Below are 21,953 nucleotides of genomic sequence, written 5' to 3'. Positions count from 1 at the left end.
AAACTTATTCCTGTCCGCCACCTAGCAACATGGCAGCGTCCTCTGCCGTGATTTTTCCAGACTCGAGCTGCTTGAGTACCCGGTCCTCTCTATCAGCCTTAGTCTCGAGCGTGGTCATTGCTATGTCGTACTGCTGATCGGCCTCTCGGCTCTGGTTTGAAAGCTCTTGAATTCTTGCCCAATGATCGCGCCTGTGTTGATCATCCTCGAGCTCAGCTTCTTTCAACTGCTGCTCCCCAAGCAGAATTTGTCGCTGCCCTTCAATCACGGTCCGTTTGGTGACTTCCTCTTCTTTCTTGTAATCAACAAACGACTTGAATGCATCAATCGATGTGTTGGCCATCTGCATCGCTTGATTCACATTGAATCCACCTCCACCTTTTTTGGGAGCGGATTTGCCTGAAGTGGGCTTGGGGGGCGTAGGTTTGCGAGGTGCTTTCATGTGTTCTCTCCGGTTGGGGTGAGCAGTAGTGCCAACGTCGCGTCAATGCACTGATCAAGGCATACCTGTAGGCCGATCAACTGCTGGAAATTACCTAGGTCCTGTCGTTCCTTTTGAAGCAGCACATGCACTCGTTTCAAGGTATCGAGTTGCTGGCGAACTTTCTTGAGGGTCAACGATTTTTGTTGATTGGAATGCTTCAACACCTGAGTTATTTGTTCCTTACGCCCAGAACGTTCGCGCTGCAGCTGTTGGAGCTGTTTTTCCCCAATGCGCAGGTCTTGTGCGAGCGTTGCCTCGAGTGTTTTATTGAACTCCCTCAGCTGTGCTGTGACCTCACGAGCCGCGCAGAAACGCAGGTAGCTGGCTGTCGCTTCGAGGACGGCGATTGCAGCATCAACCCACACGACAGTGGGATTCAGCTTCCCCAGTCCTCTTGCGCCTTGCGTGAGCAAAATGGTTCCGTAACGCCGAACCTGGGCGTCATCCACCATTTGCTCAGCCATATTGGCGAACACATCAACGACCTTCATTGATCATCCTCAATTGGATACACGCCATCTAAATCCAAGCTTTCTTGAATCATTGCCCAGTTGAAGCCTAGATGCTGCCAACGCTCCTCTAGGGCATGGTGACGATTGAAAACCGATGAGACGTTTTCCTCAGCCAACGCCAGCTCTTGGAAGAGATGCTCGATGACTTGATCTTTGGTCGCTCGCTCGACGACTGGCCACACCCAGGAAGCTTTAGGATCATCAGTAAGCTCTAGCTCTCCTACTGACTCATCATCGTGATCAACAAACGTGGTGAACCTGCAATGGTTAGCGGGGAGCAAACTGCTCAAATGCTCAGGCGCGCCTTCGGGCATATTGAATCGAGTCGAAAGGCAAACGACTGGGCTAGCAAACGTAAAATCGTTGGGTCTCGCATGTCGCAAAGAGTCAGTTTTGAGCTCAACTTCAATAGCACGGACGTCGCGTGATATTTCCGCTGCCACCCATACGGACAGAGCCCAATCTGACCTGACAAATTTCTGGTCTCGAAAACATTCGTTGAAACTCTCGAAAGCGACCGGCAGATACTGCTCGGGAACATCCCAGATTCGGTTTTTCTGCCGCTCACAATCCTCCCCCCAGTCACTGCTCGGCCATAAACGTGGCTTACCTTCCCCACGATGCCATGACCGAATCACGAACTCAGTTTCGTCATTAAGCTCTGACGTCTGCAGCGTGTGTACTCCGCAAAACGAGTGGCGCCTGTAGTCTCCGTCGAGCCACAGGTATTTTGTTTGCGCATGCAGTAACCGCTTAGCCTTGAGAAGAGGCTTGGCGCGAGCGGTCAGATTGAAATTCTCCACCAACCCAAGCCCTTCGAGTCGGCGAATAATAGGATGCAGTTGCTGGGGATTGAGGGCTGTCCGTTCTATAACCCACCCGATACCCCTATCAGGCATCACATCGAGCGCTTCTAAAATCAAATGCGAAAAACCACCCAACTGGTCAAGTAGGCGGTGCTTGAGTGTTAGCTCATAAAGCCGAACTGGGACATGCACACGTAGACTGCCTTCAATGGCGCACGTGTATTGGCTATGGATTGTCAACCGTCGTACCTGACTATGCTCATGAGAACAATGACATTTTGACATCATGGTAACGCCGGTTGGCGTTCTTTGCAGCCCCAACAGCGATCAATTTTTCGCTGTCAGTCAGATTGGCTGCAGACCACTACAGTTCTCGAATACGATTGAGTCGCGTCAAGCGCTTCGCTGAATCGGGCAAAGTCGAGACCCCATTTCCGCGTCCAGCCCGCCACGAGCAACAGCGTTGATCAGTAGGTGATCCCGCTTCTGCTATCTTGAAAGACTTCTTCCTCATGGTATTTAAGGTAAGGCACCAGTTCCTTCGGGACAAAACGCAGCGGCTTCGGCAGGCCTAGATCCTCTCTGTGTTTTCCATCAAGACGTTTTGAAACGTGCATTTGGCCCAAGCTATCGAATGTAATTAGCCCTTTATCAAACAAAGCGTCTAAATTCGCAGACAATAGAAGGCCGTTGTAGCGGTCAAGGCGTTGTTTGGCAGTAGAGTCGATCCAAGGTTTCACATGTGAAGCACGAAGAATCTCCCTGCACGCCAACCCCGTTACGGAGCAAGCGCCGCCCCAAATCTGCATCAGGTCCTCACGAAACCTACCCTGTCCGCGACGGGCATTAACTCGAGTAAGCACCTCTGTGATGGGTTCACTTCCCTCTGTGATGTCCTCGGCCGGCAATGGCTCGGAAGGAGCGCATTGAATAGCGTCAATCAGGCGATCCCATTTTTCATATCGCTGAGCTGCAGGTATGGCGTCCAGAATTCGCCCTACCGTCGGAAGATCCAGATCGGTGTAGGTACTGTACATTCCAAGCAACCTCTCCTTTCCCGTGATCATCCATGGGTCCAGAGTAATTGGCTTTTCAAACCACCAGAAATAATCCTCTGGGCAGATCCAGTTTGGAATCCAGTGCAGGTCCTTCTCCCAAGCTTTCAGGAATTTCTTTTGGTTACCAGCGAACCGCTTTCGGACATTTTCAACATTCCAGGCGTCCTCCCAAAAGTCGCCTAGCGATAACTCGCGAACAATTTCTTCGCGCTGAGCAAGATGGTGGTCGTCGAACAGTCCGACTGCATTCCCTGCGATACCAACTAGCTGTTGAATGCGGTCATGCGACGTCGTCAAAAACACGAATGTCTGCCCCGCGTTTTGGTCAACTGGTGCCGCGCCCACCCCCTCTGTATGAAACACTCGAAAACGATTCTTTCCACGCAAAAGGACCATTTTTGAAGAGTTATTCCACTCCTCATGGCCGTATCCGTTTGCTTCAGGGAAGCCACTTGTTCCAAGGACTCCGGAAGGCGCAAGGTACTGGTTTGTGTTCCAAAAGATGGGTTTCTGAATGAACAGCGCCATGTTCTTGCTCGTCCTTGTTCAATTGGTATCGATGGTTCGTTTAGGTTGTAAGGCGTTTTGCAGCACATCCGTAGGCGTACCGGGAACACACTTCACAAAGTTCAGCATTAAGGACGACAATTTCTACGTAATCTCACGCATCCCTCTGACTGCTGTGTCGTCGCCCTAAAGTCCTAGCAGACCGTTTCCGCAAGCGTGTTTCATTTTGGATTGAACTCGTACACAACGCTTCCCTTCCCAATCGCCCGAAACGTTCCAGCACCTTTACTCGAGAAAGGATTGGCAAGGAGTGTAGGAGTCATCCGAGCGGGGTCTCCCACATTGGCGAGATATAGGATTCGGTACTTGTGCTCGCTATCGACACGATAGCGTTGTGCCGCAAAGATTTCGGTAGGCCCCAGCTCGAATCTCAATGGGTTTCCAGTACTAGCCTTAACCTCGTAGTAGTAAGTACGGCTCTTGGTAGCGACAATGAAGTCATATCCCAAACTGTCCGAACCGCCGCTCGTGTTTAATACTGCATCGCGATAGCGGGATACCCATATGCTTTCGTCAACTGACTCTAGCTTGTGTAGGCGGCGAAGCCATTCCCGGGCCCAAAGCTCTCCCATTAAACCCACCGCGAGCTTCTGCTCATCTGACATGCTCGTCTCGGAAAACTTGGGCAGACCTCCAATCCCACCACCGCCCGAGGTCCCGTTTGTCTTATACAAATCTATCGTTTGCAACGTCGCCTCTTTCGATGAAACGTGATTCAAAGCGGGTGCTTGCGCTGCCGCAGCAACAACTGCCGCGGCGATGTCGATATAACCCGCCGAGATCGCGGACATGGATACACCGTCAAACTCTACCTGCGTACGTAGTCGCTGTTGTTCAAGCCGAATATTCTTCGCCCGCTCCTCATTGCTAACCATGCTGTCCGCGGATAACCCCCAATACGTCAAATCCTTGCTTGCGGATTTCCCAATAGGCCAGATACTGGCTTGGGACAACCACTGCACGATCTGATCATCATCCAATAAACGAAAGTCCAGCCAACCACAGTCACGCGCATGGGCGATGCAGGTGTCACGCGCCGCTTCTGGGGTACTCCATGTCTGGCGTACCAAGTGAGTTGTGGCGACTCCGCCAGCGCGAACCCAGGCCGACAGTATCGGTGCGTAATCAGTCAAAAAATTACGAAGTTTTGCGCCATTGGACGCTCGACATTCAGTCAGAGTCAGGTCCAATGACACATCCGAAGCGCTAGCAGGCATCGCTCCATCAATCCAACTATCGATTTGGGTATCCATCACTGCTGCGGGTAATTCGTCATACGTTGTGAACCAGCTTGGCTGTGGAGCGATAGCAAGCACCCCTTCCCTAGCGGCGATGTATGCATCCAATCTCAGCTTCTTATCGAATAAACCAACGCTACGCTCTCGCAAGCGTTCGATTGTGTTTGTCTGCTGTAGGCGCAAATGGCGAATCCAGGCTTCTAGATGCATATGCTCATTGCTGGCGAGTTTGTATTGGTCGCCAAGAACAGCAATGGCCTCATTGAGTTGGGCGATCGGAAGTAAGAACTCCACCTTGAGATCGGACAAATCGGTCAGATGAATCATCCGAGCCTCAAGGTTTGGAAGCGGCATGCCAATCTCGAATGCCAACGCTTCAAATACCGCACGCAGATCTTCATCCTGAGGTTCGCTCTGCGTAGAAAGCTCTTGTAGGCGTGCCGTGGTTTGCGCTGACCCTTTACAGGCCGAAAGCGGTATCGCGAGATGGAGCATTCCAATCAAATCACCACTTACGAGAAGCCGTGTTTGCCGGATTGCTTCCGGTTCCACCCCCAGAGCCGATGCCAAAATCGTATCATCGGGAGTTTCTTCGCCCCCATTCCGCATTGTGGAGGCAAGGCGCAACAAAGCAGCATCAAGACCATGCGCCAAATCTCGCGCCCCCAGAGCAACAGCCAACTGGGCTGATGCTCCTGCAACATGCTCCAGTGTCAAAGGCTCCTGCTCTGCTTGGATTATCAGTACAGGACCAGCCGCACGATTGAGAACAAGTGAACCACGCAGTGACAAAGGCATGGCTACCCATTTGTTGCCGTGGGCGATTTGAATTTTTTGCCCGCTAACCACCTCCAACGACAATGCCGCACGTCGAATGCGCCCAAGTGTTCTTTGGGTTGACTGCATGAATACACTGCTTTTGTGTTCTGCAATGCACACAAGGAACTCGACAAACCATGACCCTATGACATCGCTCAGAAGACGACTTGGCGTACGGTCATCAAATCTGATGCCGTCGACGTAGACCTCAGCTGGCTCGTCAGAGATGAGTCGAAACCTTTGCGGAACACTACTGTTCACCCACCCCCACGCAGCTGCAGTGTCTCCCGGCACGAAGTCGAAAATAGGTTCTCCGACCTCCTCCAACAACTGCTTCTTTACCCCATCACGCTCATCATCGAAGTATGGCTCGGTATCTTCTTCGATCGTCCTGGTGAGCACTCGAATTTCATTGCCTATACGTACTGGCACAGAAGTGCCAGCCTCAGGTGTACCTTTCTTACGTGCGTGGATCCATAGGCGTCTAAACCACTCCTGAAACCGCCGCACGTCCCGAATATCGGAGATTCCCCCAGAAGCTGATTCGATGAGTGCGAGCAACGCACGCCCAGCATGCAACTCATTATTGAACAATCCAAACTTCGCTTCGCGTTGAAGCCATTCGAGCGATTGGGAGTCAATCGCTACCGCCACTTGGTGGGCCACGAACTCTACGAAGCGCGGGGGGCGCTCCTCTTCGCTGTTGAAATACCATGCATCTGAGGGTTTAACGAACCGTAACTTACCTCCCGGGTGAATCACCGGTAACCACTGAGCTCCGGTTAGAAAGGCGTGTAGTGGAGTTGATAGCCGGTGTACCTCTCCATTGCCGATCTCCGTCCGTACGGCGCGGAATGAACGATGTTCGTCACTAAACGATCGCATAGCCAGTGCAACCTGTACTGCAAAGTCTCTCCTGAAATCTGGCGGAAAGGACTCGCATTCACCCTGACCTGGAATACGCCAAGGCCGCATTTCTGCCCGGTAGCTGCGTGTAAAATACATTTGGGAACAGTCTTGCGTAATTTGCGCTTTCCAGTGGGAGCGCAACGTTTCGGTGATTCCTGGCAAATCGCGTGTGACGATTAATGGCAATAGTGCGGGGAAGCCAATAGGATTTGCGGTGATGCTTTCACCGCCAATGGGGCGCAGGCAATCAACCACGCCACTGGCATTGAGAAAACGAACCCATTCGGATTGGGTTCCATAACGAATTGGCCACGCAACGAATTCCGGCACCAAGCGTGCCAAAGAAACCTTCATATCGTCAGAGTCATCGGCAGTGATCCGTAGCAACGCTTGCAACTTGCTGCCATTCGGAATCTCCCAACCGGCGCCAAACATAGCTGTCTTCGCATCAACCCAGTTGTTGGCGGTCGGTACAAAGAAATCAGCCGAACGCGTCTCCTTGTCGGAAAGCGACCGACCACTGCTCCATAATCTAAAGGCCCATTCAAGGGCCTGTTCTCGTGTACGGTCAGGAGCGGATGAGCGAGTCACTCCGGCAAGGGTTCGAAGTACGTCTCGGGTGTCGTATTCGCGGGCCAGCTTACCGGCAATGAGGAAGGAACGGCCAGGTCGATGGCCGCCATCGTCCTTCAACCAGGGTATATCTCGGCTCAACAAGGCGAATCCCTTACGCAGCGTTGCGGGGAGTTGATCCAAAGGTAAAGCTCGCTTGCTAGCTTCATCGTCGACGTCTGCATCGACAGACAGTACTGGCGCGAAATAGACATCCGCTGCCCGCCGGCTGCGGCCGGAGTTAGTGTTCGCAGGTAACTCACTGCTGATTAAGTCGCCACTGACGCTCAGCAGAAACTTTTTGCCGGAAAGATACGAAGCATGGCCCGCCATCACGGTAGACACTTCATCATAAAAATCAGCCCACCGCTCCGGGGCGGCGATCTGCTCATGCATTTTTACGGCGATTGCCTCAATCCAGCCCGCGACCACTTTGGCGGGAGGTTTAAAGTCAGACTGCCTAAGTCGTATATACAATCGATCCAATGCTGCTCTCTGCGACAGCGTGAGCGAATCGACTAATACCTTTCCGCCTCCAATCTCGCAAATTGCCTTAGTGGATAGACAGGCATTGCCGGGAGCTATCCATGAATACGTTTCCTTGGGCGATGCCCAGGAAATCGTTTCATCATTTCCACGTACAGGGAGAAACTCCCGATTCAAGATGCCTTGGCCGTCGTCGCCCATGCCGAGCTTCAACGCGGGTTGATACGCTTCGTCCCAACACAGAAGGCTGACGACCGCACTCGGCGCCTGCGCCCACCCACTCTTGACCATAAAGTCGATCAGTTGGCAGCTTAACCAGGCGGCCGTGCGCATAAAGAATTCGTTGAGGCCAATCGATACGTCGACAGTTCTTCGATCCATCTTCGTGTAGAAGTTAGCATTGATGTAGCCGCAGAACGGTGCTTTGCCTTCCGCACCAAGCGGTAGGAAGCAATACAGCCTTCCCATCTCCAAGGGGGCACCCAGCGGGACCGCGATGCTGATCCTCGCGATACCGTCCCAATCCCTCCAACTTTCCGGTATCTCTTCCCTCTCAAGGCTTGCGTTCAACGCCTGCCTGAACAGCTGGTCATCGATGTCCCAATGAGCCGCGACAAACCTCGCATTGCCGAGGCAGAGCTTGGCCACAGTGATTGGCGAGTCCACCTTCAAGCCCTTGGGTATTACAGGCCAGGTCTCCTCTACCGACCGTTCTAGGACGAAAGGCTCGTTCATTCCAGAATCGAGAGATATACGTCCGACCCGATCCAAAAACAACTGAAGCGGTGTGGACAAGCTCATCAGCACGTCAATTTGCGCCCGTACGGATTGCAGGGCTTCTAACGATTTCAAAGGTAATCGGACAACGGTGGCAAAGCCTGCCTCGGCAAATCGTGTAACCTTGTCATCGGGCTCAGTGAGGACTGGTATATGCCAACAAGGTAGGTTGCTGGCCATCTCTTCAGCGGCGTCGGCTGAGTGCACATCCTTGTGAGCACGCAGATCATCAATGGTCGCAAACCGGAAGCACAATCCGTCGAAGGTGGCTCCTCCCCCTTCGCCACGAACCGAATAGATTTCGGGCCAACTGCACACCTGAAGCACACTTCGAAATCCCAGCCCCTTATTTCCGATACCGGCATTGACGGGTTTGCTACTCAGCGCAATGTTGGTAATAGCTTGCAAATTTTTACCAGTAAAACCAGTACCACGGTTAGCAACATACAAACAACCATGGCCCTCAGTAATGTCCAGCGCTACGGCAATTTCACCATCTGTACGCGTTGGATCGTGAGCATCATGAGCATTCTGGATAAGTTCTACGAGAAAACGGTTGCCGTAGTCATCTGAGACGAACTGCGACATATTCCGTACGCTCTGATAAAGGCTGGGATCGTTGCGAGCAGCTAGGTAATTAGAGATACGTTGATTCATCAGCTTCTCGACTGATTCCGCAGGGCCGAGTTCTTGGTCTACTAACGGCATTTCAATACTTCCAGACATTCAACGTATACCTCCTTGTTATGGCACCGCTCGCAGGTTTGCTGGGCCCAGCGTCTGTACCAGTCGTTCGCCAGTTTAGTGGCCCTAGCAGATTTTTAGGTCTTTATTTCAGCTAGTACAGAATCCTCAATTAATGTGATGTTTGGACCTGTACGCAAAGGGCAGCATATGAGATTCAGCAATCGGCATCTGGCGGCGTCAGTTGGCCTATTCCGAACATCTTGAATTGAGAGCTTGATATGTCGGCACCCAAACAAGTTGTGGCGACATCACCATCTGGGCCGAGGAAAATGGCATTACCTAGCTGTCGCTCTGGATCTCTACGCACGCTGAATTGTGGGTAGGGCACTGTCAAACAGCCGGATGCGGATCTAGTCATCAAGGCGTTGGACATGGCTTACGAGCAACGCTCTAGGCCTTAAGGGCTGCTGTGTGACTCAAATCAGGGCTCGCATTACGGCAGGCTGGCGCGCGCTCAGACTGAGAAAACTTAACATTGTCTCCGGAATTAGTTGACCACTACACCCCATTTTTTTGAGGTCCATTAGCCACTTTTGGCGTGATGCCATTCTGCTTTTTCCGGGCAACTCTCCACTCTCTCTCATTTGGGGGCTGACCCGAAAAAAACAGGTAGCCCGACCCTTGTGTCGGGCTTTTATTGTGCGCTATCAACGCCCTATAGGAGATCGACACAATACCTAGGTCAGGTTTATACGTGTCGAGTCTGCATTATCCACCTCAACTATCCGCTCGACCGCCGGATAGTGCTTTCCTGTAGCAAATATGAAGCGTGATTAGCTCAACACGCAATGTTCAAGTGCTCGAAAAAGGCGGGAATTCCATTGAGAGCCAGTCGTTTTGTAGGGGTAAAAACGACAAAAAATAAAAAAGGGTCGCGAGATAAAATCTCGCAACCCTTTGAATTATATGGTCGGGACGGAGTGATTCGAACACTCGCCCCCTAGCACCCCATCTCCTTTTTCATACGTCTTGAAAGACTCCAAAATTTTACTGTGGATTTTTCTAAGCTAGTATTTACTTGAGCTCCAGCGGTGTTCTGCTCTACGAGAGTCCAGTAACGTCCATCAAGAGCCGACGTTTTTGTGGGGGTAAAAGTAGGGGGAACCCATTTTATGGCCAAAATCACCATCAAAGAACTCGAGTCGCTGACCGCTGAAGATGCCGGCCGCATCCTCCGGGAAGATGGCAATCTCGCCGGCCGAATTTCCCTGCGTAAGGACGGCGTGTCGGTCAGCTTTTTCTATCGCTATCGGTGGGGCGAGCAGAACAAAGAGTACTCCTGCGGGTCTTGGCCGCGCAAATCCCTGACGGACATCCGCAAGGCGCGTAACCAGGCCAGGACGCTCATTGATGAGCAGATCAATCCCAACGAGCACAAGAAAACCGCCAAAGCACAGGCTCATGCCGCGACGAACGCAAAAGCCGATCAGGAAAAGTCGACGAAGGTGAAAACGCTGACCGTCCAGGATCTGGCCAAGGCCTGGCTGCTGGATGGCGTCGCGCGTAAAGACGGCAATGCCGAGTTGCAACGGCGCTTTAACAAGGACCTATTCCCGGCACTTGGCAAGACAGCGGTAAGTAGTGTGTCCGAACACGATGTTCGGGCGCTGATCCGGGCCGTGGTCAACCGCGGCGCTCACCGGCAATCCATCAGTTTCTTCGCCGACCTCACCCAGATGTTTAGCTGGGCTAGAAAGCGTCAGCCCTGGCGGGCCTTATTGATCGAGGGGGACCCAACGGAACTGGTCGACATCTCCCCCCTGATCCCGGCCGACTACGAAGCGGAAAGAAGCCGCATCCTTTCCCCGGCTGAGCTGTTGGAACTGCACACCCGCTTCCAGCAAATGACTGCCAATTACGACGCCCTCCCTGCGGGCCAAAAATACGACGGCATTCGACCGCTAAAGAAGGAAACACAGCTTGCGCTCTGGATCAGCCTGGGCACGCTGTGCCGGATTGGCGAGTTGCTGCAGGCCGAATGGAAAAATGTCGATCTAGACCAGCGGACCTGGTTCCTCCCCAGCGAAAATGTCAAAGGCACCCGTGGCAAAAAACAAGACCACCATGTCTTCCTCTCCCCCTTCGCCCTGCATTTCTTTCAGGAACTCAAAATCCTGACGGGAGACTCGCAATGGTGCTTTCCGAACAAGCAGGATGATGGGCATGTGGACGTGAAAGTGGTGAGCAAACAGGTCGGCGATCGCCAGGCCCGGTTCAAAAACCGTAAGGCCCTCTCCAGACGGCGTCACGACGATACCCTGGTCCTTGCCGACGACCAAAACGGCGACTGGACGCCGCATGACCTGCGCCGCACGGGCGCGACCATAATGCAAGCTTTGGGGATCAGCCTGGACGTCATCGACCGCTGCCAAAACCATGTTCTGGCTGGCTCTCGGGTGAGGCGCCACTACCTGCATCACGATTATGCCGAAGAGAAGAAACGCGCCTGGAACCTGTTGGGCGATCGACTCAGTGCGGTGTTGTCCTCAACCTACGAGCACTCACCGACCGAGTCGATGATGTCTTTTCCAGCGTACACCGCGACAGAGACGCGGACGCCGTCATAAGACTGTTGCACCCAGCGCTCTCCGGAACTTAACAACCGCGACAACCCGTGTTGTGTCCTTAAAATTAACGATGAGCAAAGGTGACAGACTTACATTGGTGGAAAAAACTTCCCAGCAATCTAGCCAACCGATTCAAATACCTGCTTGTGGAGCCTGGTAACCCGTTCCATTTTCGATAACGAGACTGAGGTTTAGCTGAGACAAACGTAGGTGGCTGATCGTAAATGCCAGCTTGGATGCAGGAAACGTGAGTGTGCTCCTGTTACTGCTCATACGAATTTGGCTTTGAGAAATTCGAGGGAATCTTCATAGATACCCAGGAAAATCGCCTCGGCTTCTTGGGTACTAACACCATTGGCGGTGAACTCTGCGGACCACTCAACAATCGACGCATTTTCACCATCAGGTAGTACGGTAAATATCGAAAAAAAATCGGTAACCGGGAACGCCCCTTCGGTAATGGAATAGCTATAAGTGCGCCCTTGGTTATCAAAGTACTCGAGACGCTCGACGATGATTTCACCACTTTCTAGACAGATGCTGCGTAAGCGCCCGCCTTCGCCAAGTTCGCTGGTTGTCACACCCGGCAGCCAGTCAGGCAACGAATTGAATCCACCTGCCAAATCCCAGACCTTTTCCGCTGAAGCGGGTACACGAATTGATGCCGCTGCATTGGCCATAACTGTTCCTCATCATAGTTGGATCGACAACAACTCATTCAAGCGGCTGCCTATGCCAATAAAACTGCACTTTAAGGACGCAGGCTTTACCGCTTTAACTCAGCGCTGACTCAGCGTCAGCGCTTTGTCCGTAACCGTGAGAATGCGTTATCCGATGGAGATCAGCCTTTCCACCCGCCTCCCAGCGCCTTGAACAAATCGATGGAAGCTACTCGCTCAGCCAATTGATCACTGATCAATGCTTGCTGTGCAGCGAACAGCGTCCGTTGCGCGTCCAAAAGAGTCGAAGAGCTGTCGATGCCTGTCAGGTAGCGACTTTGCGCGAGCCGATAGTATTTGGCACTCGCGCTGACCAACCCTTGTTGTGCCTCAATCTGCTGCCCAAAGGTCTCGGTTGCAGCCAGCCCATCACTGACTTCTCTAAAGGCTGACTGGATGGCCTTTTCATAACGCGCCACTTGAATGTCCCTCTCGACTTGAGAGACATCCAGGCTCGCCTGCAAGCTGCCCGCATTGAAGATCGGCAGCCTGATCTGTGGAAAAAAGCTCCAGGCTGCCGACCCTCCGTTGAACAGCCCAGACAATGCTTCGCTGGAAGAACCGGCGCCTGCCGTCAGGCTGATTCGGGGAAAGAATGCAGCCCGGGCTGCTCCAATATCCGCATTGGCAGCCTTCAGCAGAAATTCTGCTTCCAAAATATCTGGCCGACGACTGAGCAAATCCGAAGGCAACCCGACGGGAACCTCAGGCAAGGATTGTCGCTCCCAATTACCGGCAACCAGGTCTGCCGGGATTTCGCCCCCGATTAACAACGCCAACAGGTTGCGGTCTTCGGCGACCTGCCGACGATACCGGGCCATCGAACCGCGAGCGCTTTGTACGAGGGTTTGTGACTGGCTTAACGCCAAATCTGAAACGGTACCCACTTCGGCGCTTCGACGTGTCAGCTGGTAGCTGTTTTCATAGGTATCGAGCGTGTCGCTAGTCAAACGCTCCAGTGCCTGATCGGCTTGCAAGGTGAGCCAGGCGCTTGCAACGCTCGCAACCAACCCGATGTGGGCTGAGCGCTGAGCCTGTTCGCTGGCCAGATAACGCTGCAGCGCCTCTTGATCGAGGCTGCGCACACGACCGAACAGGTCCAGCTCGTAGCTCACGTTCAGCCCGACCGAGTACTGACTCTCGATCGTGGCTTTATCATCAGATGCCAGGTCTGCCGGGACGCGCTGACGACTGCCGCTTCCTGCTGCCGAGACGTCCGGCAACAGATCCGCGCGGCGAATGCGATATCGCGCCTGGTAGGCCTCGACGTTCAATGTGGCGACTCGGATATCCCGATTGTTGGCCAGTGCCGTCTCGATCAAGCGATGCAACATCGGATCGGGAAAGAATTCGCGCCAATCGAGCACTGCCGCACTCTTATCACGAGTCATGGGCGCCAATGGATAAACGGCTGGCACCGGAGCCTGTGGCTGCTGATACGCCGGAATCAGAGAGCAACCACTGAACAGCAGCGAAGCGAGCACCAGAAAACTGAAAGGCTTGATCATGACATGACCTCCTCTTGAGCGGCCACGGCCGGAACGACGGACGATCGGCGTGCGAAGAGTGACGACACCGACACATAAAAAAGCGGTACCCAGAAGACGGCCAGGACGGTGGCGGTCAGCATGCCGCCGATCACGCCTGTGCCGATGGCGTGCTGACTGCCAGAGCCTGCGCCGGTAGAGATGGCCAACGGCACCACCCCAAGGATGAACGCCAGAGATGTCATGACAATCGGGCGCAAACGCAGGCGTGCCGCTTCAATCGCCGCTTGCGTGTAGCTCATGCCCTGCTCATGCAATTCCTTGGCGAACTCCACAATGAGGATGGCGTTTTTCGCCGCCAGCCCTACCGTTGTCAGCAGGCCCACCTGGAAGAACACGTCGTTGGACAGATCGCGCAATGTCGTCGCAAGCAAGGCACCGACAACACCCAGCGGCACCACCAGCATCACGGCCAACGGGATAGACCAGCTTTCGTACAAAGCCGCGAGACAGAGGAACACTACCAGCAGGGAGAGTGCGTACATGATCGGCGCTTGAGAACCGGACAGCTTTTCTTCATACGACAAGCCCGTCCACGCCAGCGCGACCCCAGGCGGCAACTGAGCCGCGATGGCTTGTGCTTCAGCCATGGCATCACCCGTGCTGTAACCCGGTGCCGGGCTACCCAGTATTTCCTCCGCCGGCACGCCGTTGTAGCGCGCCAGTTTGGGAGAACCGAAAACCCACTCGCCAGAGGCGAAAGCGGAGAACGGCACCATTTTCCCGGCGGCGTTGCGTACGTACCATTTGTCCAGATCTTCTGGGGACATGCGGGAGCTGGCCTGGCCCTGCACAAACACTTTTTTGACTCGACCACGATCAATGAAATCATTGACGTAGTTACCGCCGAAGGCCACGGACAGGGTGGTGTTGATGTCTGTTTGCGAGACCCCCTGCGCCCTTGCCCGCCGGTCATCAATCTTCAACCGATACTGCGGCTCATCGCTCAGGCCGTTGAGCCGCACCGCCGTCAGCACTTTGCTTTCGGAGGCCAGACGCAAGAACTGATTGCGCGCCTGCACCAGCACCTCGTGGCCGACACCGGCCTGGTCTTGCAGGAATAAATCGAAGCCTGATGCATTGCCCAGCTCGCGCACAGCCGGCGGCACCACGGCGAATACCAGTGCATCGCGCATGCCTTTGTATTTCGCTTGAGCGCGCGCGGCCAACGCGAGCGCCGCATCCTCAGGACCGCGCTGTCCCCAGGGTTTGAGCAGCACAAAAGCCATGCCCGAGCTTTGCCCACGGCCCGCGAAGTTGAATCCATTTACGGTAAACACGGCGTCTACCGCGCTGGCCTCACCGCCCTGCTCATGCGTGGCGAGCAAGTACTGACGCACACTGTCGAGCACTTTCTGCGTGCGTTCGGCACTGGACCCAGCAGGGGTCTGCACCTGAGTAAAAATCACGCCCTGGTCTTCATCGGGCAGAAACGCGGTGGGGATGCGGTTGAACAGCAGGACCATGCCAGCGACGATCAGCAGGTAAGCTAGAAAAGCCGGCGCCTTGTGCCGCAGCATCCCGGCGACGCCACGCTCGTAACGTTGCACACCGCGATCAAACCCACGATTGAATGCACGGAAGAAGCCGAGTCGTGCGAGCCCGTGTGAAGGGTCATGTGGCTTGAGCATCGTGGCGCACAAGGCAGGCGTGAACACCAGCGCGGTAAGCACCGACAGGGCCATTGCCGAGACGATGGTGAGGGAAAACTGGCGATAGATGACGCCGGTTGAACCGTCGAAGAACGCCATCGGCAACAGCACCGCCGATAACACCAGGGCGATGCCGACGAGCGCGCCCTGGATTTGTTTCATGGAGCGAATCGTGGCTTCTTTCGCCGACAAATGCTCCTCTCGCATGACGCGCTCCACGTTCTCGACCACGACGATGGCATCATCCACCAGCAGACCGATGGCCAACACCATGCCGAACATCGACAGCGTGTTGATGGTGAAACCGGCGACCGCGAGGATGCCGAACGTACCCAGCAGTACCACGGGCACGGTCAGCGTGGTGATGATGGTCGCACGGATGTTCTGCAGGAACAGCAGCATCACGAGGAACACCAGCACAATCGCCTCGCCCAAGGTATGGAACACGCCATGGATCGAGTCGCGCACGACGGGCGTGGTGTCGTAGGGATAGACCACTTTCATGCCGCGAGGGAAAAACGGTTGCAGTTGATTGAGGGTGTCGTGGATCGCCTTGGTGGTATCCAGCGCGTTAGCCCCGGGGGCGAGCTTGATGGCGATGCCGGATGCCGGCATCCCGTTGAACTGGGCGTTGACGCTGTAGGTTTCGCCACCCAGCGCTACCTCGGCCACATCGGCCAGGCGCACTTCGGAGCCGTCTGGGTTGACCTTGAGTTGGATGTCCTTGAACTCATCCGCCGACTGCAAGCGGGTTTTGCCAATGATGGTGGCATTGAGTTGTTGGCCCGGCAGTGCTGGCAGGCCGCCGATCTGACCGGACGACACTTGCACGTTTTGGGCTTGTATCGCACTTTTCACATCGACGGGCGTCAGACCGAAACTGACCAGCTTCGAAGGTTCAAGCCAGATCCGCATGGAGTACTGCGCGCCAAACACCTGGAAGTCGCCGACGCCAGAAGTGCGCGACAGCGGATCCTGCATGTTGGAGACCACGTAGTTGGCCAAGTCTTCGCGGGACATGCTGCCGTCTTCGGAGACAACGCCAATGACGATCAGGAAATTCTTGACCGCTTTGGTCACCCTGATGCCCTGCTGCTGCACTTCTTGCGGCAACAGGGGCGTGGCCAGGTTCAGCTTGTTCTGAACCTGAACCTGGGCGATGTCGGGATTCGTCCCCTGGTTGAATGTCACCGTGATCGCCATGGTGCCGTCGGAGTTGCTTTCCGAACTGACGTAGCGAAGGTTGTCGATGCCGTTGAGCTGTTGCTCGATGACCTGGACCACGGCGTCTTGTACAGTCTGGGCCGATGCCCCTGGGTAGGTCACCTGAATCGAGATCGCTGGCGGAGCGATGTCAGGGTATTGGTTGACAGGCAGCTTGAGGATTGCCAACCCGCCGGCCAGCATGACGATCAATGCGAGTACCCAGGCAAAAATGGGTCGATCGATAAAGAACCTCGACATGCTCAGTTCCCCCCAGCCACGGCACCGGCCAACGCCGGCGCCACGTTTTGAGCGGCGGTCACGGTGACCTTCATGCCCGGCTTGACGAACTGCAGCCCCTCAGTGATCAAGCGATCCCCCGCCTCGAGGCCATGCTCTACCAGCCATTGGTTGCCCACTGTGCGATTGGCCGTCAGGGGACGCTGTTCCACGGTCCCGTCAGCGCTAACCACCAGTGCGCTGGGATTGCCCTTCAGGTCGCGAGTCACCCCTTGTTGCGGAGCGAGGATGGCGGCCTGCCGCACACCGCTCTGGAGTTTCGCCCGCACAAACATGCCCGGTAGAAGCAGATGTTCGGGGTTGGGAAACACCGCGCGCAGGGTCACCGAACCCGTGGAGGGATCGACTGACACCTCAGAAAACTTCAGTCGCCCAGGCAGTCCGTACGCGCTGCCGTTTTCCAGCGCGAGGGTCACCACAGCGGCGTCCGCACCCGCGTTCTCCAGGCGACCTTGCTTGAGGTCATCACGCAACTTGAGCAGGTTCGCAGAGGACTCTGTGATATCGACGTAGATCGGGTCGAGCTGCTGAATAGACGCCATGGCTCCCGTTTGGCCGTTGTTCACCAGCGCCCCTTCGGTCACGCTGGAGCGTCCGATGCGGCCGGCAATCGGCGCGAGCACATGGGTGTAACGCAGGTTGATCTCGGCACGCTTGAGATCAGCCTCCGCCGTCAGTTGTCGCGCCTGCGCATCTTCGAACTCTTGGCGGCTCACGGCTCTTTCTCCGATCAGCTGTCGATAGCGGTCTGCGAGGGAACGGGCTTGTTGAAACGAGGCGCGGGCATGAGCCACGTCTGCTTCGTATGGCGATGGATCAATGCGATACAACGCTTGGCCGGGTTTGACCTCGCTTCCTTCGTCGAACAAGCGCTGCTGAATGATTCCGTCCACTTGTGGCCGAACTTCCGCGACGCGAAAAGGTGCGGTACGCCCCGGCAGTTCGCTTTGCACGGTGTAAGTCTGTGATTGAAGCGTAACGACTCCAACCTGGGGTGGTTTGACGTCTTGCACGGGCGCCTCTTGCTTGCAGCCCGCCAGCACGATCGACAACGCCAGAGCGGAGACGATCAAGGGAACCGTCTGTGTAGGTTTCATGGGGCATTCCTCATACTTTCGCCAGGCGACAGCGAGCCGTAGCCGGCCGAATCGGGGCGAGTTCTAAACGAAATTTTTTGTCAGTGGCCGCGGGATGCTGCTTTGACGACCGGGGTCAGTTGATGGGTGCCACTGTACGAACACGAGGACGCGGGGAGAATCGCTGCCCTGTGCAAGGCTTCATTGCGCATTGGGCAACGCTGCTTTTGCTCGAACGCATTATCCGGGCGGCGCAACTGTGCGCTGCGAGGTATTGGGCGGCAGTCAATTCGATCAAAAGCGACGCGCAACGCGGTCTTGCCTGATGCACAGGAGGTGCTTAAGGCGCGAGAATTTCCTGAAGAAACTCGATGAATACGTTGATGCGACTGGAACCACGATGGTTGGGCAGATACAGCGCATTGATGCAGGTGCTTGCACTGCCTGGGTTGACTTCATATTGCTCCAGCACGCGAGTCAGCCGACCTGCACTGACATCCTCACGTACCAGCCAATCGGCCAATAGCGTCACCCCGCCACCGGCCAAGGCAGCCTCGCGCAGAATATCGGCATTGTTGCTTTGCAGCCGTCCCTGCACATTCAAACGGATGACGTCCCCATCTCCCTGGAATGTCCAGTTGTGGTGGCCCGTGCGGTAATCGAAACGCAAACACTGATGTTCCAGCAGGTCGCGAGGGTGTCGGGGCAAGCCGGTTCGCGTCAGGTATTCGGGACTCGCCACCACCCAACGCTGGAAATCACCCAGCCGCTTGCTGACGATGTCATCACTGACGACCGATGAACCCAGACGTACTGACACATCGATTTGTTCGCTGAGCAGGTCACTGACCTCGTCGCTCAACGAGAGGCTGATTTCCAGACCGGGATGGCGTTCAAGCAAACGCCCCAAGTGCGGGGCGATGATTCGCCGGCCGAATTCCACCGGGACGCTGACCCGTAAACGCCCCTGAGCTTCGCTGCCACGGTCGGCAACGACCGCATCCGCTTCATCGATGGCCTCAAGGATCGCCACGGCTTTATCGAAATAGTGCTGCCCCGCCACCGTGACGCTGGTATTGCGCGTGGTGCGGTTGAGCAGGCTGGCGCCCAACTCACTTTCCAGCCCTGCGACCTGCCGCGTCACAGACGATGTGGAGATGCCGAGCTTGCGCGCCGCAGATGAGTAGCCCCCACAGCGCACCGTTTCGACAAACATTTTCAGCGCCAGCAACTTGTCCATGAATGGATTCCGAGATCGAAAGGTAAAGGTAGCGACTGTGCATGACCTGGCAATGGGAGTCTTGCATGGCTGTGCTCAGTGGCCGGATTGATAAAAGAGGCTTGCGACCTTCCAATTGATCAGATGATAATCAAAAATCACCAAATGATCGATTGATTAATAGAGCATTTCGGAGCAGGTACATGCCCACGGCGGAAACCAGTCTCTCAGTGGCCGCGCAAGCAACCAGGAACGCACCTGAACTCGCTACGACAACAATAAAAAGGAGATCAACGATGCAATGCCCCTGCTGTCTTTCAAAGACCCGCCGCCAACTGCTGGGCATCATGGCAGCTACCGCGGGTGGCCTGCTGGTTACTCGTCTATCACCGTCCTCAGCGGCACCGATCAAGAAAGGCGCCGACGTCCCGGTGCGATCGGTGGACATCCACGCGCATTACTACCCTGAAGAGTTCTTACACCTCTTGGGAAGTGAAGGCAAAGCGTTCGGTGGAAGCTATACCCGCCAGGAAACGACGTTCAGCTTCGCCACCCCGGCCGGTGGATTAGGCCCCCTGCCCTTGAAATTTATTGATGTGCAGGCGCGCTTGCTCGACATGGACCACTCCGGCGTCGATGTTCAGGCGTTGTCCCTTAGCGTGCCGATGGTGTACTGGGCAGATCGACAACTCAATGCCCGCCTGGCACGTGCCTGGAACGATGCCGCATCGACAGTGCATCGCCAACACCCGCAACGTTTTGTGGTGTTGGCCACGTTGCCGATGCTAGAGGCTGACGATGCCATTGCCGAGTTGGAACGCGCAGCCGAATTGCCTGGGGTTCGGGGGGTGTACATGGGCACCAACATCAACGGCCTGGACCTGGACAATCCGCGTTTCGCGCCAATCTTTGCCCGCATAGAACAGCTGGGACTCCCGGTATTCCTGCACCCGCAACAAACGGTCGGCGGCACCCGCCTGAGCAACTACTATTTGAGCAATTTGCTGGGCAACCCGTTCGATACCGCTATCGCCGCGTCACACCTGATCCTCGGCGGAGTATTGGATCAATACCCACAACTGCATGTGTCATTGCCTCACGCCGGTGGTGCTTTGCCAATTCTCGTGGGACGTCTCGATGCCGGGTGGACCTCACGTCCTGAGACACGGCGCCTGGCCCAAAAGCCGAGCAGCTACTTGACGCGATTCAGCTACGACACCGTGTCGCATTCCGGTCCAGTGCTGGACTATTTGATCGCGAACGTCGGTATCGACCATCTGGTACTGGGCAGCGACTACTGCTTCGACATGGGCTATGAACAGCCGGTGCGTTTTGTCGAAAGTGTAGGCTTGGGTCCGCGCGAGAAAGCGGCAGTGCTCGGCACCAACGCGGCCAGAATCCTGAGACTTCCCGCATAGCATTGGCGAAACGCCCGATTTCCCTTTGGCCGGTCTGACCGGCCTTTTTTTTTGCGTGTCTTTCCAGCAGTAGCGGTCGACCAACAACACAGGATGAGGTCAACGCAAACGCAAAGTTGCACTCATCATCAATCGCTCAATGATCAGCGCAACCGGGTACGTCATAAGATTTGTTTCAGGTGAGCTCAGCCCATATTCCCCGACCGGGCTCCCGCCAGTTCCAGCAGACAGTCGCCAACACGGACCTGGGCCAGGGCGCGCTTGCAAATTACCTCGCCACTTCCGGCAAAGTACACTGTCACGGGCTCACGCAAAGGGTCGTCAGGGAAATGAATCAACGCCGCAGGCTGCCCGGCTTCAACCTGATCACCCAGTTCCACCAGCGGCTCCCACAGCCCGGCGTTGAGGCCGTAGACGTAATGAACACCCTTCTCGATCCGCATCATCCGAGGAACAGCCGGCGCCGATGCCGGAACCAGTTCGCCGCTCAGTATCCCGACATGGGCCAGCAGGTTCAGTAGGCCCTGGCGAGCCAAGTCCACCAACCCGGAGCTCACCTGGCCGCCACCTCCCAACTCGGTGAGAAAGCAGATGGCGCCTTGGCGGCGAGCGGCAGCGGTCACATTGACAGGGTTGGGCTGGTACAGAAATGCCTTGGGCAAACCGAACGCCCTGAGCAACCCACTGACCCGCACCTCCTCCTCGGCATCTCGCGGTTCCAGCCCCATCATATTGGCCCCTTCATAGATCAACGAGGTGCCGCCGGAATGCAAATCGACCATGTACTCGGCCCGGGCCAGCAACACCGACTCGATGTAGTGGGCGATGACCTGTGTCGGCGTACCGGCGGGGTTGCCCGGATACAGACGATTGAGATTGCCGTCGTCCAGCGGCGACGTACGGGTCCCCGCCTCCGCTGCCGGGAAGTTGGTCATCGGCAACAAGATGACCTGGCCTTGAATCATCGACGGCTGCAGTTCTCGAATCAGACGGGCGACGATGATCTGACCTTCATATTCATCGCCATGACTGCCGGCCGTAATCAGGAACGTCGGCCCCGTGCCATTGCGGATGGATGCCACTGGGATTGGAATCCAGCCATAGGCAGAGCGGTTCACGGAATGAGGAAGACGCAGGTATCCAACCTGTTTGCCCGGGGCATCGAAGTCGATATCGCTTTTGATCGGGTTGGCGGTACTCATTGCTTACTCCAGGATAAATGAAGACTCACGAGATA

The 21,953-nt window shown here is 55.4% G+C and carries 13 protein-coding genes and 1 pseudogene; 3 read left to right on the top strand and 11 right to left on the bottom strand.

Annotated elements, in window-relative coordinates; all coding sequences use genetic code 11:
- Window positions 1-4 precede the first annotated feature (4 nt).
- The 5 genes from ABH912_RS32010 to ABH912_RS31990 form a co-directional block, all read right to left on the bottom strand.
- Window positions 5-442, bottom strand: coding sequence for a hypothetical protein (locus ABH912_RS32010; RefSeq protein WP_429512882.1), 438 nt, complete (start codon window positions 440-442; stop codon window positions 5-7).
- Window positions 439-975, bottom strand: a complete 537-nt coding sequence (locus ABH912_RS32005) for a hypothetical protein (RefSeq protein ID WP_429512880.1) — start codon at window positions 973-975, stop codon at window positions 439-441. Before ABH912_RS32005 ends, ABH912_RS32010 begins: the two co-directional genes overlap by 4 nt.
- Window positions 972-2,042: a hypothetical protein gene (locus ABH912_RS32000; protein WP_429512878.1), complete on the bottom strand. Its 1,071-nt coding sequence runs from the start codon at window positions 2,040-2,042 to the stop codon at window positions 972-974. The genes ABH912_RS32005 and ABH912_RS32000 overlap by 4 nt, the downstream gene beginning before the upstream one ends.
- A 227-nt stretch (window positions 2,043-2,269) precedes the next feature.
- On the bottom strand, window positions 2,270-3,388 hold the full coding sequence (locus ABH912_RS31995; protein ID WP_429512876.1) for an HNH endonuclease: 1,119 nt from the start codon (window positions 3,386-3,388) through the stop codon (window positions 2,270-2,272).
- Between the two features lie 200 nt (window positions 3,389-3,588).
- Window positions 3,589-8,994, bottom strand: coding sequence for a sacsin N-terminal ATP-binding-like domain-containing protein (locus ABH912_RS31990; RefSeq protein ID WP_429512875.1), 5,406 nt, complete (start codon window positions 8,992-8,994; stop codon window positions 3,589-3,591).
- A 250-nt stretch (window positions 8,995-9,244) separates the two neighbouring features.
- On the opposite strand from ABH912_RS31990, the pseudogene ABH912_RS31985 reads away from it, so the two are divergent.
- Both ABH912_RS31985 and ABH912_RS31980 read left to right on the top strand, forming a co-directional pair.
- Window positions 9,245-9,413: pseudogene (locus ABH912_RS31985) on the top strand (DDE-type integrase/transposase/recombinase); the annotation flags it as partial.
- Between the two features lie 714 nt (window positions 9,414-10,127).
- On the top strand, window positions 10,128-11,582 hold the full coding sequence (locus ABH912_RS31980) for a tyrosine-type recombinase/integrase (protein ID WP_429512873.1): 1,455 nt from the start codon (window positions 10,128-10,130) through the stop codon (window positions 11,580-11,582).
- 269 nt (window positions 11,583-11,851) lie between these two features.
- On the opposite strand, the gene ABH912_RS31975 is transcribed toward ABH912_RS31980, so the two are convergent.
- The 5 genes from ABH912_RS31975 to ABH912_RS31955 form a co-directional block, all read right to left on the bottom strand.
- The gene (locus ABH912_RS31975; RefSeq protein ID WP_429512871.1) at window positions 11,852-12,262 is read right to left on the bottom strand and encodes an SRPBCC family protein; all 411 of its coding nucleotides are present in this window, start codon (window positions 12,260-12,262) and stop codon (window positions 11,852-11,854) included.
- Between the two features lie 161 nt (window positions 12,263-12,423).
- Window positions 12,424-13,809, bottom strand: a complete 1,386-nt coding sequence (locus ABH912_RS31970) for an efflux transporter outer membrane subunit (protein ID WP_429512869.1) — start codon at window positions 13,807-13,809, stop codon at window positions 12,424-12,426.
- Window positions 13,806-16,964, bottom strand: a complete 3,159-nt coding sequence (locus tag ABH912_RS31965) for an efflux RND transporter permease subunit (protein WP_429512867.1) — start codon at window positions 16,962-16,964, stop codon at window positions 13,806-13,808. Before ABH912_RS31965 ends, ABH912_RS31970 begins: the two co-directional genes overlap by 4 nt.
- A gap of 2 nt (window positions 16,965-16,966) precedes the next feature.
- On the bottom strand, window positions 16,967-18,100 hold the full coding sequence (locus ABH912_RS31960; protein ID WP_429512865.1) for an efflux RND transporter periplasmic adaptor subunit: 1,134 nt from the start codon (window positions 18,098-18,100) through the stop codon (window positions 16,967-16,969).
- 319 nt (window positions 18,101-18,419) lie between these two features.
- The gene (locus tag ABH912_RS31955) at window positions 18,420-19,319 is read right to left on the bottom strand and encodes a LysR family transcriptional regulator (protein WP_429512864.1); all 900 of its coding nucleotides are present in this window, start codon (window positions 19,317-19,319) and stop codon (window positions 18,420-18,422) included.
- A gap of 275 nt (window positions 19,320-19,594) precedes the next feature.
- Here ABH912_RS31955 and ABH912_RS31950 point away from each other — a divergent pair, with 275 nt between their 5' ends.
- Window positions 19,595-20,716, top strand: a complete 1,122-nt coding sequence (locus ABH912_RS31950; RefSeq protein ID WP_429512862.1) for an amidohydrolase family protein — start codon at window positions 19,595-19,597, stop codon at window positions 20,714-20,716.
- 185 nt (window positions 20,717-20,901) lie between these two features.
- Here ABH912_RS31950 and ABH912_RS31945 read toward each other — a convergent pair whose 3' ends face one another.
- Window positions 20,902-21,918: a succinylglutamate desuccinylase/aspartoacylase family protein gene (locus tag ABH912_RS31945; protein ID WP_429512861.1), complete on the bottom strand. Its 1,017-nt coding sequence runs from the start codon at window positions 21,916-21,918 to the stop codon at window positions 20,902-20,904.
- Window positions 21,919-21,953 lie beyond the last annotated feature (35 nt).

This window comes from Pseudomonas sp. BT76 TE3572, from assembly GCF_050435365.1.
In the GTDB taxonomy this organism is placed as follows: domain Bacteria; phylum Pseudomonadota; class Gammaproteobacteria; order Pseudomonadales; family Pseudomonadaceae; genus Aquipseudomonas; species Aquipseudomonas fluorescens_W.
This window is presented reverse-complemented; position numbering and strand designations above follow the sequence as displayed.